Source organism: Cutibacterium nasicola (genome assembly GCF_052654715.2).
Genome location: NZ_CP199745.2, coordinates 1,280,362 through 1,295,754 on the forward strand (window position 1 = coordinate 1,280,362; position 15,393 = coordinate 1,295,754).

Annotated in this window: 13 protein-coding genes; 8 read left to right on the top strand and 5 right to left on the bottom strand. The window is 64.3% G+C overall.

All coding sequences use genetic code 11. From position 1 onward, the window contains the following. Nucleotides 1-114: 114 nt before the first annotated feature. Nucleotides 115-1,725 carry a glycoside hydrolase family 13 protein gene (locus tag ACUCCZ_RS05930; protein WP_435916679.1) on the bottom strand — a complete coding sequence of 537 codons (1,611 nt, stop codon included), beginning with the start codon at nucleotides 1,723-1,725 and terminating at the stop codon, nucleotides 115-117. Between the two features lie 156 nt (nucleotides 1,726-1,881). On the opposite strand from ACUCCZ_RS05930, the gene ACUCCZ_RS05935 reads away from it, so the two are divergent. Continuing rightward, nucleotides 1,882-4,119, top strand: a complete 2,238-nt coding sequence (locus tag ACUCCZ_RS05935; protein WP_435916681.1) for a glycoside hydrolase family 3 C-terminal domain-containing protein — start codon at nucleotides 1,882-1,884, stop codon at nucleotides 4,117-4,119. A gap of 99 nt (nucleotides 4,120-4,218) precedes the next feature. Here the strand turns inward: ACUCCZ_RS05935 and ACUCCZ_RS05940 are convergent, their stop codons facing one another. Together ACUCCZ_RS05940 and aceE are read right to left on the bottom strand one after the other, a co-directional pair. Further along, nucleotides 4,219-4,623 carry a DUF3052 domain-containing protein gene (locus tag ACUCCZ_RS05940; protein WP_435916682.1) on the bottom strand — a complete coding sequence of 135 codons (405 nt, stop codon included), beginning with the start codon at nucleotides 4,621-4,623 and terminating at the stop codon, nucleotides 4,219-4,221. Nucleotides 4,624-4,739: 116 nt separating this feature from the next. Then, nucleotides 4,740-7,493 (bottom strand): pyruvate dehydrogenase (acetyl-transferring), homodimeric type, encoded by a 2,754-nt coding sequence (gene aceE, locus ACUCCZ_RS05945; protein ID WP_435916683.1) that lies wholly within the window; start codon nucleotides 7,491-7,493, stop codon nucleotides 4,740-4,742. A 365-nt stretch (nucleotides 7,494-7,858) separates the two neighbouring features. On the opposite strand from aceE, the gene ACUCCZ_RS05950 reads away from it, so the two are divergent. The 7 genes from ACUCCZ_RS05950 to ACUCCZ_RS05980 all read left to right on the top strand — a co-directional run bounded on the left by ACUCCZ_RS05950 (nucleotide 7,859) and on the right by ACUCCZ_RS05980 (nucleotide 14,030). Then, the gene (locus ACUCCZ_RS05950) at nucleotides 7,859-8,980 is read left to right on the top strand and encodes a PucR family transcriptional regulator (RefSeq protein WP_435916684.1); all 1,122 of its coding nucleotides are present in this window, start codon (nucleotides 7,859-7,861) and stop codon (nucleotides 8,978-8,980) included. 42 nt (nucleotides 8,981-9,022) lie between these two features. After that, nucleotides 9,023-9,388, top strand: coding sequence for a NifB/NifX family molybdenum-iron cluster-binding protein (locus ACUCCZ_RS05955; RefSeq protein WP_435916685.1), 366 nt, complete (start codon nucleotides 9,023-9,025; stop codon nucleotides 9,386-9,388). Further along, complete coding sequence (locus tag ACUCCZ_RS05960) at nucleotides 9,385-10,299, top strand: 2-dehydropantoate 2-reductase (protein WP_435916686.1); 915 nt, start codon at nucleotides 9,385-9,387, stop codon at nucleotides 10,297-10,299. Before ACUCCZ_RS05955 ends, ACUCCZ_RS05960 begins: the two co-directional genes overlap by 4 nt. 188 nt (nucleotides 10,300-10,487) lie before the next feature. After that, on the top strand, nucleotides 10,488-11,360 hold the full coding sequence (locus ACUCCZ_RS05965) for an ACP S-malonyltransferase (RefSeq protein ID WP_435917023.1): 873 nt from the start codon (nucleotides 10,488-10,490) through the stop codon (nucleotides 11,358-11,360). Further along, nucleotides 11,357-12,355, top strand: a complete 999-nt coding sequence (locus tag ACUCCZ_RS05970; protein ID WP_435916687.1) for a beta-ketoacyl-ACP synthase III — start codon at nucleotides 11,357-11,359, stop codon at nucleotides 12,353-12,355. The genes ACUCCZ_RS05965 and ACUCCZ_RS05970 overlap by 4 nt, the downstream gene beginning before the upstream one ends. Before the next feature lie 82 nt (nucleotides 12,356-12,437). Beyond that, nucleotides 12,438-12,683, top strand: coding sequence for an acyl carrier protein (locus tag ACUCCZ_RS05975; protein WP_435916688.1), 246 nt, complete (start codon nucleotides 12,438-12,440; stop codon nucleotides 12,681-12,683). Between the two features lie 72 nt (nucleotides 12,684-12,755). Further along, the gene (locus ACUCCZ_RS05980; protein ID WP_435916689.1) at nucleotides 12,756-14,030 is read left to right on the top strand and encodes a beta-ketoacyl-[acyl-carrier-protein] synthase family protein; all 1,275 of its coding nucleotides are present in this window, start codon (nucleotides 12,756-12,758) and stop codon (nucleotides 14,028-14,030) included. Nucleotides 14,031-14,084: 54 nt separating this feature from the next. Here ACUCCZ_RS05980 and ACUCCZ_RS05985 read toward each other — a convergent pair whose 3' ends face one another. After that, complete coding sequence (locus tag ACUCCZ_RS05985; RefSeq protein ID WP_435916690.1) at nucleotides 14,085-14,588, bottom strand: DUF3145 family protein; 504 nt, start codon at nucleotides 14,586-14,588, stop codon at nucleotides 14,085-14,087. A 74-nt stretch (nucleotides 14,589-14,662) separates the two neighbouring features. Beyond that, complete coding sequence (locus ACUCCZ_RS05990) at nucleotides 14,663-15,382, bottom strand: YggS family pyridoxal phosphate-dependent enzyme (RefSeq protein ID WP_435916691.1); 720 nt, start codon at nucleotides 15,380-15,382, stop codon at nucleotides 14,663-14,665. Between the last annotated feature and the right edge of the window lie 11 nt (nucleotides 15,383-15,393).

Here is a 15,393-nt window from a genome sequence, read left to right on the forward strand (position 1 = left end):
GCTGCCCGCCACGATCGTTACGGGATAGTGGTCACGACTCAGGATTGGCACAGTGCAAGGACACCAGTCTCGATGCTCAGCCGCTGGGATTCGAGACGCGGTACCTGACCGATCTCAGCGACGAACCCACACCGTCGTCTCCCCCGGGAGCTCATCCGTGACGATGCCCGAGGCCAGTTCGACGGTACCCCCGGGGAGCGGGCTGGGGTCATCACCGAAATTGGAGACGATGAGCCACTCCCCTCGCCGAAAGGCCAGGACGTCGTTCTCGCCGTGACTGGTCCAGATCAGGTCATCGTTACCAATGATCTCCTTGCGCAGCCGCAGCGCGTCGCGATACATCGTCAGGGTTGAGGCGGGGTCGTTTCTCTGCGTCGAGACGGCGTAGTGGGAGAACCACAGCGGCTGCGGTAGGTGGGGCCCTGCCGGCCCGAATCCGTAGGAAGGCCCGATCGGTTCCCACGGCAGGGGGACGCGGCAACCGTCCCGCCCGACCTCCTCGTCACCGCGACGGAAGAATGTTGGGTCCTGACGCTGGTCGACCGGGATCTCAGCAACCTCCTGCAGACCCAATTCCTCACCTTGATAGAGGTAGGCCGAACCGGGCAAGGCCAGCATCACCAGAGCGGCGGCCCTCGCCCGGCGTAGGCCTTGGGCCGCATCACACATCGCCGGGTCGCCACCGGCCTGTAACCAGTCCCCGCCGTATTTGCGGATGGGCCAGCCGTTCTCACCCAGCCCCGGATAGACCGTGCCGTATCGGCTGGCCGACCTGACGGTGTCGTGGTTGTTGAGCACCCAAGTCACCGACGATCCCGATGCGGCCGTGATGCACCGGTCGATGACGTCGGCAAAGACTTCCGCATCGTACTCGGCGGACAACAGATCAAAGAAGAAGGCCTGGCCCAAGGAGGAGGGGTCGGTGTACCGGGGCAAGCGAGCCGCCGGGACCGTTGCCTCGGCCACCGCAGCGCGAGGCGGGTCGAAGGAATCCAGGAGCCGTCGCCAGGAATGGAAGATCTCGATGGTGGCGTCGCGATCCTGCAGAGGGTGGTCCTCGCCGATGGGCCATGCGTCCAGGTCCGCCTTGGAGGGGAGCGGTTCGTGGAGATCCTTGGCCAACAGGGACGCGGCATCAACACGGAAACCGTCAACCCCTCGGTCGGCCCAGAAGCGCAGGATGTCGAGGAACTCCTGCTGCACCTCGGAGTTGTCCCAGTTGAGATCTGGCTGTTCTGGTGCGAAGGAGTGGTAGTACCACTGCCCGTCAGGAACCTGCGTCCACGTCAAGCCACCAAAAATCGACACCCAGTCACTGGGAGGCTCGTCGCCGTCGTGGAAGTGATATCGCTGCCGTGCCGGTGAGCCGGGTCCGGATGCCAGAGCCTCCCGGAACCACGGATGCCGGTCACTGGTGTGGTTGGCGACGATGTCGATGATGACCTTGATGCCGTGCGCATGCAGATCGGCGATGAGGTCATCAAGGTCATCGAGGGTCCCGAAGACTGGATCGACGTCGCGCAGGTCGATGACGTCGTATCCACCGTCAACGAATCCGGATGGGTAGAAGGGGCTGAGCCACACGGCGTCGACCCCGAGCTCGACAAGGTGATCGATGTGGTCGCGGATACCGGCCAGGTCGCCAATTCCGTCACCATTGGCGTCGGCGAAGCTACGCGGATAAATCTGATAGACGGTTCCGTCGCTCCACCACTGCTGGGACATCGCACCTCCTGTTGCCGAGGGCGCCTAGCCTACTGGTCCAGTTCAATCTGGAGACACTGACCCTATGGTCCTGCCCTGACAAGCCAGAACATCGGCTCTCCCCCATCTGTCACAAACGAGGACAATAATGATCCCAAGGTTGACGAAGGAGCCACCATGATCCCATCTGAGATCCCCGACCTCATCTGCCAGCTCACCCTCGAGGAGAAGGCCTCCTTGTGTTCCGGAGGCGATTCCTGGCACCTCCAGGCCATCGAGAGGCTGGAGATTCCCGGCCCGATGGTGACCGATGGCCCACATGGTCTGCGCAAGGTCACCGATAGCTCCATGGCTGGTTTTCATGACTCCGTCCCAGCCACCTGTTTCCCGACTGCTTCTGGGCTGGCGTCGACCTGGGATCCGCAGCTCGTCCATGATGTCGGCGCGGCTCTGGGTGAGGAGACGCGAGCCGAGGCGGTGTCCGTCCTGCTCGGTCCTGGCATCAACATGAAACGCTCCCCACTGTGCGGACGCAATTTCGAGTATTTCTCGGAGGATCCGGTTCTCGCCGGGATTCTGGCCACCGAGTTGGTGCGCGGCATCCAGTCCCAGGGAGTCGGAACGTCGCTCAAGCACTTCGCCGCGAACAACCAGGAGACCGACCGACTGCGAGTCAGCGCCGGGATTGACGAACGCACTCTACGCGAGATCTACCTGCCTGCCTTCGAGATGGTCGTCAAGCACGCGAAGCCCTGGACGGTGATGTGCTCCTACAACGCCCTCAACGGGGTCTACTGCAGCCAGAATCGCTGGTTGCTGACCCAAGTACTGCGCAACGAATGGGGGTACGACGGTCTCGTCATCTCTGACTGGGGCGCCGTCGTCGATCGGGTCGAAGGGTTACGTGCCGGACTCGATCTCGAAATGCCCGGCGATGCTCCCCGCAACGATGCCCGGATCGTCGAGGCGGTACGCAACGGTGATCTTGACGAGGAGGTCCTCGACACCGCTGTGGCGCGGATTCTCACCCTCGTCGCTCAGGCGTCTGCGGCTATGGCTGATCCTGGCAGCTACGACATCGAGGCCCATCATCAGCTGGCTCGTCGGGCGGCTGCTGCCTCGGCGGTGTTGCTCAAGAATGACGGGGACGCCCTGCCACTGACCGGCCCGGACGACGTCGTCGTCATCGGAGAGTTCGCACGCACGCCACGTTTTCAGGGAGCGGGGTCATCCAAGGTCAATCCGACTCGCGTCGACACCGCGCTGGACAGTCTGCGCCATATCTGGGGCGACGTCCCCTTCGCTCCCGGATTCGCCCTCACCGGCGAGTCTGATCCCCGTCTGGCCGAAGACGCCGAGTCCTTGGCCCGGGGTAAGACAGCCGTCCTCTTCCTTGGTCTGCCTGCCGTCGCCGAGTCCGAGGGCTACGACCGCACGAACACCGATCTACCGGCCGACCAGCTCGATCTTCTGGCCTGTGTGAGCAAGATCGCGTTCCGCACCATCGTCGTCCTTTCCAATGGATCATCGGTGGGCATGGCCGAGTGGGACGACCAGGCCGACGCCATCGTCGAGTGCTGGCTGGGTGGACAGGCCAGCGGATCCGGCGTCGTCGATGTCCTGACCGGCAAGGTCAATCCCTCCGGACACCTCGCCGAGACCATCGCGGTGACGCTGTCCGACATCCCTGCCCAGTTGAACTTTCCTGGAGAGTTTCAGCACGTCACCTACGGCGAGGGCAGATACATCGGCTACCGCGGCCTTGACGTCACCGAGCGCGAGGTTGCCTATCCCTTCGGCCACGGGCTGAGTTACACGACCTTTGACTACTCCGATCTCGATCTGGCCGTCCGGCCCGTCACCGACGAGACCGCCCAGGACGAGTCGGTGCTCACCATCACCTTCACCATCTCCAACACCGGTGACCGCACTGGTTCCGCCGTCCCGCAGGTGTACCTGGGATTCCCCGACGCGACTGTCAACCGCTGTGTACGCGAACTCAAGGCCTTCCGCCGCGTGGAGTTGGCCCCCGGCAAGAGCCGATCGATCACCATTGACCTCACTCGTCGAGACCTGTCCTACTGGGACATCCTGCTGCAGTCATGGGCCGTCGAGCCAGGCACTGTCAGGGTTGAGGTGGGCAGGTCAAGTCGCGATCTTCCGTTGACCGGAGAGGTCATTGTCGGTGCCCCGACAGTTCGCCACCCGTTGCGCCGCGATTCCACCGTGGCTGAGTGGATGGCCGCCGACGAGGAGTTCGCCGCGAAGGTCCGACAGGCCACCGAGCAGATCGGCGTCGACCTTGACAGCGACCCGACAACGGCTGCCTTCATTCTTGCCATGCCGGCCTACAAGATGTTGCAGACAGCGCCGATCATGACGCCGGAGGAACTCGACGAGATGCTCGGCGACTAAGGCGCGAATCGGTGGCCCGTGCGGGGCCACCGATGCATGTCAGTGGAAGCGTGCCACGACACGCCTGTGCCGGATCGTCAGCGACTCGGTCCGAGGAGGCTAACGACGTCCACCGCGGGGCCGCACGACCTTGTGGGCCTGCCAGTCCTCGCCGGCGTCATAACTGGTCGTCAGCACCATGCCAGCGGTGTCGACCCCGTCGGAAAGATCTGCCGGATCGATGGTGCCAGGACGTCCCACCTTCGGGGTGACGAGCACAATGAAACCGTCGTCGGACAGGTCGCGCATGGCGTCCACCAGTCCATCGGCCACATCCCCGTCTTCGGCACGCAACCACAACCAGACGATGTCGACGGCATCGATCGAATCCTCGATCATGTCGCCGTCGATGATGTCCATGACCTCCTGACGGAGGTCCTCGTCAACGTCATCGTCCCAACCGAGCTCCTGGACCACCTGCCCGGCCTCGAGACCGAGCTTGTCCAAATCGGTGCCGCTTCCCACGAATCCTCAGCTTCCTCACGTATGTGCGTCTGGCGCGAAAGACGCCTTGGAACAAGCGTGCCAGATGCGAGACGCGGAGGCCACCTCAGGGGTGACCTCCGCGTCGTCAGATTCGATCAGGCGTCGCCGCCGGCATTGCCGGACGACCCGGCGTTGACGTTGAGAAGGTCGTACTTCTCAGCCGCCTTGGCCGGCCAATCCTGCGGAATCTCACCGCGCTCGGCGAGCATCTGCAGGGCTCGGACGGCCATGGACGGTCCATCGATGTGGAAGAAGCGACGGGCAGCGGCGCGAGTGTCGGAGAACCCGAACCCATCGGCGCCCAGGGACGCATAGTCTCCCGGCACCCACTGAGCGATCTGGTCGGGGACCTGACGCATGTAGTCGGTGGCCGCGACGACCGGGCCCGGGGCATCAGCCAGGCGCTGCACGATGTACGGGGTGCGCTTGTCCTGCTCAGGATGCAGGAAGGCGTGTTCCTCGGTCTCCATGGCGTCACGACGCAGCTTGTTCCACGAGGTGACCGACCAGACGTCAGCGACGACACCGAAGTCGTCCTTGAGGAGATTCTGAGCCTCAAGGGCCCACGGCACCGCAACGCCGGAAGCCAACAGCTGGACGCGACGAGCGTCCTCACCAACACCCTCGAAGGAACCCTTCGACAGCAGGTACATGCCCTTGACGATGCCCTCGGCGTCGACTCCCTCAGGCTCGGCCGGCTGGACGATCGGCTCGTTGTAGACCGTCAGGTAGTACATGACGTTCTCGGCGTTTTCGCCGTACATCTGCTCCAGACCGGCCTGGACGATGTGGGAAATCTCGTAGGAGAAGGCCGGGTCGTAGGAGACGACCGCCGGATTGGTGGCGGCCAAGACCGGCGAGTGGCCGTCCATGTGCTGGGTACCCTCACCAGTCAGGGTGGTGCGGCCAGCGGTGGCGCCGATGAGGAATCCCTTGCACATCTGGTCACCGGCGGCCCAGAAGGAGTCTCCGGTGCGCTGGAATCCGAACATCGAGTAGAACAGGTAGATCGGCACCATCGGCACACCCTGGGTGGAGTAGGCCGAGCCGGCAGCGATGAACGCAGCCGTCGAGCCGGCCTCGTTGATACCGGTGTGCAGGATCTGGCCGTTCTTGGCCTCGCGGTAGCTGAGCATGAGCTCGTGGTCCACCGGGGTGTAGTTCTGGCCGTGCGGGTTGTAGATCTTGATCGTCGGGAAGAACGAGTCCATACCGAAGGTACGGGCCTCGTCGGGGATGATCGGGACGACGTGGGGAGCGAAGTTCTTGTCACGCATGAGGTCCTTGAGCAGACGCACGAAGGCCATGGTGGTGGCGACTTCCTGCTTGCCCGATCCACGCTTGACGCCGTCGAAGGCCTGCTGCTCGGGAATCGGCAGACTGGTGAATGTGGAGCGACGCTCCGGCACGAAACCGCCCAACGCGCGACGACGCTCCATGAGGTACTGGATGCGCTCGTCGTCGGCGCCCGGGTGGAAGTACGGGGGGCGGTACGGGTCGGCTTCCAGAACCTTGTCGGAGATGGGGATCTCGAGACGATCACGAAACTGCTTGAGGTCGTCGAGGGCCAGCTTCTTCATCTGGTGGGTCGCGTTGCGGCCCGCGAAGTGGGTACCGAGGTCGTAGCCCTTGATGGTGCAGGCGAGCACCACGGTCGGGGCTCCCCTGAACTCAGTGGCCGCCTTGTAGGCGTTGTAGATCTTGCGGTAGTCGTGGCCACCACGACGCAGCGCCCAGATTTGCTCGTCGGTCCAGTTCTCGACCATCTTGGCGGTGCGCGGGTCGCGACCGAAGAAATGCTCACGGACGTAGGCTCCGTCGTTGGCCTTGAAGGTCTGGTAGTCGCCGTCACGAGTGTTGTTCATGATGTCGACGAGGGCACCGTCGCGGTCAGCTTTCAGCAGTGGATCCCAGCCGGATCCCCAGATGACCTTGATGACGTTCCAGCCGGCACCCCGGAAGACGGCCTCAAGCTCCTGGACGATCTTGCCATTGCCACGCACCGGGCCGTCCAGACGCTGCAAGTTGCAGTTGATGACGAAGGTGAGGTTGTCGAGCTCCTCGTTGGCAGCCACCTGCAGGAAGCCGCGCGACTCGGGCTCGTCCATCTCCCCGTCACCGAGGAAGGCCCACACGTGCTGGTCGGAGCAGTCCTTGACACCGCGGTTGGTGAAGTACTTGTTCATGGACGCCTGGTAGATGGCGTCCATCGGGCCCAGGCCCATCGACACCGTCGGAAACTGCCAGAAATCAGGCAACATGCGCGGGTGGGGATAGGAGGGCAAGCCCTGCCCACCCTTCGACTTCTCCTGACGGAAACCATCGAGGTCGTCCTCGCTGAGGCGTCCCTCCAGGAAGGCGCGGGCGTACATACCCGGGGCTGCGTGGCCCTGGAAGAAGACCTGGTCGCCACCGCTGGGGGCGTCCTGTCCGCGCCAGAAGTGGTTCTGGCCGACCTCGTAGAGGGTGACTGCCGAGGCATAGGTGGAGATGTGGCCACCGACGCCGACGCCCGGGCGCTGAGCACGATGCACGGTGATGGCGGAGTTCCACCGCAGCAGACGACGGATGTTCCGTTCGATCTCGGCGTCACCGGGGTACTCCTCCTCGTCATCGGCGGCGATGGTGTTGACGTAGTCGGTGGAGGTGAGCGCCGACAGACCGAGATGACCGTGGCTACGCGCCCGCTCCAGCATTTTCAGCAGCACGATCCGGGCACGGTTGGGACCGTCAGCCTCGACCATCTTGTCGAGGGATTCAATCCACTCCTGGGTTTCCTCGGGATCGATGTCAGGCAATGTTGTCGGTAGTCCGTTGAGGACTGGTCCGCGTTCTTCACGTGGGATCACGCTGGGTCCTTTCTCATCGACATTGACGCGCTACCAGCGTCGTCACCGGTGACGGTTCGGGGCGGCAGCCCGAGGGCCCACGGCCAACCCATTGTGTCGCGTTGTGGAAGAAAAGTCACTTGAAGATGCCGTAAATCGCCCCGGGGTGACATTCCTGCCTTGATGGTATCTGCGAGGAAAGGCGTCGTGGCCCAACTGCATCCCCACTAGACTGTCCGGAGTTTCACCAAGGGGAGGCTCAGGTGGCCAGGAACGACATCGTGACGACGTCCGCGCACCGGACGTCGAGTACCGGCCGCACCGTCGTGTCCTCCGACCGCACCCGCCGAGCCATCGCGAAGCGGTTGACTGCTCGCACTTCCGCCATGACGACCGCCACCCTTGAGGAGATGGGCCGTCGCCATTCCTGGTTCCGCGATCTCTCCGCCGAGGAAAGATCGTGGATCTCGATCGTGGCCCGCTCCGGTATCGACGGCTTCGTGCAGTGGTTCGCTGATGACGACGCCGAGCCCTACTCCCCGACCGACGTCTTCGACGTGGCGCCGCGATCCATGACTCGCAAGATTTCCTTGCACCAGACCGTCGAGCTGGTCCGCACCACGATCGACGTCGTCGAGGCCCAGATCGAGACCGAGATGCCACGCGGGGATCGTCAGGTCCTGCGTACCGCTATCGTCCACTACTCCCGAGAGGTCGCCTTCGCAGCCGCCGAGGTGTATGCCCGGGCTGCTGAGCGCCGCGGCACCTGGGACGAGCGACTGGAATCTCTCGTCGTCGATGCCGTCGTTCGCGCCGACGCCGACGAGCAACTCATTTCCCGCGCCTCCACCCTGGGATGGCGTCCCGGCATCAATCTGTGTGTCGTCGTGGGTCGTGCCCCGACCACTGAGCATGAACTGCACGTGCTGCGTCGAGACGGGGAGCGGATGCAGATGACCGTGCTGGCGGCCCTGCAGTCCGACCGCCTCGTCGTCATCCTCGCCAGTCAGAAACTCGTCGACGCCCCCGCTGCGGTGGCTGTCACCGAAAGTCTGGCCGAGCATTTTGCGCCCGGACCCATCGTCGTCGGGCCGGTGGTCGCCGACCTCACCCTGGCACCGTCCTCCGCCCGCGCCGCACTGTCGGGCGCTCGCGCCGCGCGTGCCTGGCCGGAAGGCCCGCGGGTCATGGCTGCCATTGACCTTCTTCCCGAGCAGGTCCTCTCCGGTGACACCGAGGCGGCCGCATGGCTCGTCAATGAGGTCTACACCCCGCTGGCCGCCGCGAGTGGGGACCTCATGGACACCACCGTCTCCTTCCTTGACCACGGCTGCTCGGTGGAGGGCACGGGGCGGGCGATGTTCATTCATCCGAACACGGTGCGCTACCGACTCAAGCGGATCCAGGACGTCACCGGCTACTCCCCCTCCGACCCGCGCGAGGCCTACGTCCTGAGGCTGGCCATCACCGTGGGCAGGTTGGTCTCCGGAGGTTCTCGGGACTCCTGATACACCGATGACGCCACGTGGAATCGGTTCTATGGTGAGCCCATGAACGTCATGATTCCGGTTCGCCCAGATGGCTCGGTGGAGCCCCGATTCGGCAAGGCGCCCATGGTGGCCGTCGCACAGGTCGACGACAACGGTCACGTCACGCAGTGGCAGACCTTCGAGGTGGAATGGGACCGCCTCCACGACGAGGGCACCGAAGGCAGTCATCACGCTCGCATTGTTCGTTTCCTGCGCGAGCACGAGGTCGTGGCGTGTGTGGCCACTCACGCCGGAATGGGGATGCAGCGCACCTTGGCAGCGATGAAGGTTCCGCTGCTGCCAGCAACCCTGCCTGACGCCCGGGAATCGGTCGAATACGCGGTGGTCTCCGCCTGCGCCGCTGCCAAGGGTGAGGAGACGTCATGAGAGCAGCTGTGATCGGCGCCGGAGCCATAGGCGCCTTCTACGGTGGGGTGCTGGCTGACGCCGGGGCCGACGTCTCCTTCGTCGCCCGTGGCAAGACCTTGGATGCCATTCGCGAGCACGGGCTGCGCATCGTCGGCACCACCGAGATGACCCTTGACGTTCCCGCCACGGACAACGCTGCCGAGATCGGTCCTGTCGACGTCGTGCTCATGTGCACCAAGACCTTCCAGGTCACCGATGCCGCTCGTACTCACCTGCCTGCTCTCATGGGGCCTGACACCCTGGTCGTCACGACCCAAAATGGCGTCATTGCACCACATGTGCTGGCAGAGATCATCGGCGCCGAGCACGTGGCCCCCGGCGTCTGCAGGGAATGGGTCAAGATTGTCGAGCCGGGCCTCGTCATGGATCTGGGCGGACCTCGCATGTTGGAGGTCTCGACGATGGACGACTCCCCCCATCCGATCATTGACGAGTTGCGAGCTGCCTGTGCGAAGGCCGGCATCGTCTCCCCCGTCATCGACGACATCACCACCACGCTGTGGGTCAAGATGTGTTCCGTTGTTCCCCATGGAGCCTGTGGAGCTGTCCTCGACGTCGCCCTGGGCGACCTGCTCGGCACCTATCGCGACATCTTCGCTCGGTGTATTGACGAAACGGTGCAGGTCGCTCACCGACATGGCGCCAAGATCTCCGACGACTTCGTCGAGAAGAATCTCAAGTTCCTCACGGGGCAGGATCCGGCTTCGACGACTTCATTCCAACGTGACATCCTTGCCGGGCGTCCCAGCGAGTATGCCGCGCAGGTCGGGGCCGTTCCCGGGCTGGGTGACGAGGTAGGCGTCGACACCCCCGTCAATGACGTCATTGCCGCCGTGCTGGGACGTCGGGAGGCCGCCAACCGGGGCTGATCCGGGACACACACCGGGTTTTGGAGGAACCCCCCTGTCTCTTTGTGGGAACCCCACAAAGGCAACCGTGGGTACTTCGTCGGTTCCATGTCTCGCGTCAGGGCCCGTCAGGGGGGCAAAGTGGGAACGTGCTTGCAATTGTCGCTCCGGGCCAGGGAGCCCAGAAACCAGGATTCCTGTCGCACTGGATGTCCGATCCCACCTTCTCTGACCACCTCGCATGGTTGTCAGCGGTGGCTGACATCGATCTGGTGACCCATGGCACGACCTCCGACGAGGCGACCATCAAGGACACTGCTGTTGCCCAGCCGCTGCTGGTCGCTGCCGCGCTGGCAACCGCGTGGTCGGTCGATCCGGAGATCTCCTCCAAGGCGGATCTGCTGGCCGGCCACTCGGTCGGCGAAATCGCTGCTGGTGCTGCTGCCGGCGCTTTCTCCGCCGAAGCCGCCATGGTTCTCGTGCGTGAGCGTGGCCGCGCCATGGCACGGGCTGCTTCTCGCACCGCGACCTCGATGACCGCCGTCATCGGTGGCCGACCTGACGAGGTGCTCGCCGCCATCGAGGCCGCTGGCCTCACCCCTGCGAACCACAACGGCAAGGGCCAGATCGTCGCCGCCGGCACCGTCGAGCAGCTCGAGGCGTTCGCCGCTGAGCCGCCGACTCGTACCCGCCTGTTCCCGCTGTCGGTTGCCGGCGCCTTCCATACTGTTCACATGGAGCCGGCAGTCGATCACCTGCGCGAGGTCGCCGCAGCCATGCCGACGACCCCCCCTTCAGTGGCTCTGTTGTCGAACCGTGACGGCGCTGTCGTCACTGATGGACGCGAGTTCGCTCATCGTCTCGTCAACCAGGTTGCCCACCCGGTGCGTTGGGATCTGTGCATGGACACGATCGCCGAGCGTGGCATCACCGGCATGCTCGAGCTCACCCCGGCTGGCACCCTGACGGGTATCGCCAAGCGCAACCTCAAGGGGGTCGAGTTGTTCAACCTCAACACCCCCGACCAGATTCCGGCTGCCCGCGAGTTCATCGCGGCTCATGCTGGCAAGGAGAATGCATGACCGCCATCAAGACCCGCCCGATAGACAGGTACTCCACGTTCCTGTCCACCGGGTCAACCCGCGGCTCGCGGGTCGTCACCAACGAGGACATGTGCACCGTGATCGACTCCACCCCGGAGTGGATCGAGCAGCGCACCGGTATCACCGAGCGTCGTTGGGGCACCGAGTCCGAGACCGTCCTGTCGATGGGTACCGAGGCGGCTCGCACCGCGCTGGAGCGCTCCGGCCTGCAGACCTCGCAGATTGACGCCATCATCGTCGCGACCGTCTCGCATCACCGTCCCTCCCCCAGCCTGGCGACCTACATCGCGCGCGAGCTCGGCCTGGGCAACGCTGCGGCCTTCGACCTCAACGGCGCCTGCGCAGGGTTCTGCTACTCGACTGCGCTGGCGGATTCGATGATCCGCACCGGCTCGGCGAATTACGTGCTCGTCGTCGGCGTCGAGAAGCTCTCCGAGATGACCAATATCGACGATCGCTCCACGGCCTTCCTGTTCTCGGACGGTGCCGGAGCCGCGGTCATCGGCGCGAGCGACGAGCCGGGAGTCGGCCCGGTCATCTGGGGATCACGCTCCGATCAGCTCAAGACCATCGAGATCGAGGACTGGGCCAGCGCGAGCGCCGATTCCGAGAAGGTCCACCCCCTCATCCACATGGAGGGTCGCGCGGTCTTCAAGTGGGCCATGACCGACGTTGCCAAGCGTGCTGCCGAGGCGGTCGCCGAGGCCGGGATCACCCCCGCGGACCTGGACGTCTTCATTCCGCACCAGGCCAATGACCGCATCACCGACGTCATCTGCCGTCACCTCAAGCTGCCCGAATCGGTGACCGTCTGCCACGACATCGCTGACATGGGGAATACCTCTGCAGCGTCCGTGCCGATCGCCATCGACCGTATGCTTCAGCGTGGAGAGGCCCACAGCGGTGATCTCGCCCTCATCATCGGATTCGGGGCCGGGCTGGTCTACGCCGGTCAGGTCATCCGACTCCCCTGATCCTCATAACCCACACCGCGGAGAACACCCACATACTTCGGGTCGACGGCCCGGGGACATCACGAGAAAAGGAACAATCATCATGGCTGACAAAGACCAGATCCTCGCCGACATGGCTGACATCGTCAACGACATCACCGGTGTCGACCAGTCCGAGGTCACCCTTGAGAAGTCCTTCGTCGACGACCTCGACGTTGACTCCCTCTCCATGGTCGAGATCATCTACGCCTGTGACGAGAAGTTCGGCGTTGAAATCCCCGACGAGGAGTCCAAGAACATCAAGACCGTTGGCGACGCCGTCACCTACATCGTCGAGCACAAGGGCTGATTCCAGGGTGTCCGGGGCGGACCTGCCCCAGACACCGGCCCATCCCAACCCATCACCGATACTGGAGTACTCATGAGCGACGTCGTCATCACAGGTTTCGGGGCCACCACACCGCTGGGACCCGATGCCCCCACCACCTGGCAGGGGCTACTGGAAGGTCGAAACGGGGTGCACACCCTCGACTTCGACTGGATGGACGACGTCCCCGTCAAGTTCGCCGCCTCGGTGGTGGATGAGCCGACGAATCACATTCCACGCCCGCAGGCTCGCCGCCTGGACCGCTCCAGCCAGTTGGCCCTCGTCGCCGCCAAGGAGGCCTGGGCCGATGCCGGTCTGGAACTTCCCGAGTCCGACGACGAAACCGGTGACTCCAACGGCATCGATCCCGAGCGTCTGGTGGTCTGCTGTGCCACCGGTATCGGCGGTCTGCACTCCCTGCTGGGACAGTGGGACATCCAGAAGGACAAGGGATTCAAGCGGGTTAGCCCGTTCACCGTCCCGATGCTCATGGCCAATGCTCCGGCCGCCAACATCGGCCTGCTGGTGCATGCCAAGGCAGGCGTCCACACCCCGGTGTCGGCCTGCGCCTCCTCGTCGGAGGCCATCTCGCTCGGCCTCGACCAGATTCGTCTGGGCCGAGCTGACATCGCCGTCGTCGGTGGCGCCGAGGCCATCATCCACCCGCTGCCGGTGGCTGCCTTCGCCCAGATGAAGGCGCTGTCGACCCGCAATGACGACCCCGAGCACGCCTCCCGTCCCTGGGATGTCGACCGTGACGGATTCGTCATCGGTGAAGGCGCGGCAATCATGGTCATCGAGACTGAGGAACACGCGAAGGCGCGCGGAGCGAAAATCTACGGCACTCTCGGCGGATCCGGCATTTCCGCCGACTCCCACGACATCGTCCAACCCGATCCGACCGGTTCGGGTCAGGCCTCCGCGATGCGCAAGGCTCTCCACTCGGTGGGCCTCTCTCCCTCTGACGTCAACCATGTCAACGCCCACGCCACCTCCACCCCGCTCGGCGACACCGCTGAGGCTCACTCCATCGCCGCGGTATTGGGGGACGCCACCGATCAGGTGCTCGTCACCGGTACCAAGTCGATGACCGGACACCTGCTCGGTGGAGCCGGTGCTCTGGAGTCCTTCGCCTCTGTGATGGCGTTGCTGGACCGCAAGGTTCCTGGCACCATCAACGCCAACCAGCTCGAGGAGGGACTCGAGGTCAACATCGCCACCAGGACGACGGATCTTCCTGACGGCGACCTCGTCGCCCTCAACAACTCCTTCGGGTTCGGCGGACACAATGTCACCCTGGCGTTCACCAACGCCAACGCCACCCGCTGACTCAACGCGCGAGGCCCCGGTCACCGTCGGTGACCGGGGCCTCGTCGTGTCTCATCAGCCAACCTCGCGGGAGAGCCAGGAAACGGCCAGGGAGGGGTCGCACGCGCGATAGGCCTCCAGCTCGACGTCCCAGGGCTCACCAAGCAGATCGCAGATCTCATCGTCAAGCCGACGCCCGGTCTTTCGTGAAGCCGTCATGGCGGTGCGCAACCTCATCTCGTCGACGAGGACCGATCCGGCTTCATCAGTGTGCGCGGAGAAGATTCCCAGGCTCGGAGTGACGCTCCAACGATGCGGAACGGCCCCGGTTTCGACCGTCATCTCGACGCGAACCCGCAGCCAGGCCGCCACGGTGGAGATGAACTTGCCGGCGTCAACGACGTCGCCACGCCACGAGGTTTCTGCCCGCCAACTTCCGGGCTCCACGGGCTGGCTTGTCCAGCGCAGCGGGGTGGGTATGGCGAAGGCGGCATCGGCGGCCCATTCAATATGGCTGCGCAATGCCGTCGGCGCCGAGTGGATGAAGAGGGTTCCACCGGCCAGCTGTGTTGTCTCCACGGTCGTCCTCCCGGTACCACGTGCCTTCCCCTGCAGTGGTGCGGTACGGACACCTCAACGATAGACGACCGGATTCAGGGACGCCAGATCTCCGCAGCATCGGTTCTGCTTCCGAAGATGTCGGTGCCGATACGCACCTGGGTGGATCCGTGCGCGACGGCGATCTCCAGGTCTCCGGACATCCCCATGGACAGTTCGGTCCAGTCAGAGACCTCGTTGGCTTCCTGGCGCAGCTTCTCCTGCACCCCGACGACGGTGTCGAAGCAGTCAGCCACCGCCTGTGGATCTGGACTGTTGAGGGCCACCGTCATGAGTCCTCGCACGTCCAAGGAGTCGAAGGCGGCCAACTCCCTCGCAAAGTCCACGGCCTCCTCGGGGGCTATACCGGACTTCTGGGGCTCGGCCGACGAGTTCACCTGCACCAGGACGCGCAGTTGTCGTCCCTCCTTGTGAAGCCTCTTGTCGAGCTCGCGAGCCACCTTGAGGGAGTCCAAGGCCTGGAACTCGGTGGCGAATCGAGCGACGTACTTGGCCTTGTTGGTCTGCAGTCCACCGATGATGGCCCACTCCAACCCAGGGTGATCGGCGTCCATGAGCTCCGACTTAGCCAGGGCATCCTGCACCTTGTTCTCCCCGAAGAGTCGGTACCCGGCATGATAGGCCTCCTCCACCATGCTCGGTGGTTTGGTCTTGGACACCGGCAATAGGGACACCTCGGCGGGGTCGCGATCACAGGCCCGGCAGGCGTCATCAAGGCGAGTACGTACAGCCGTCAGATTGTCGGCCACACTCATGAGAACTCCTT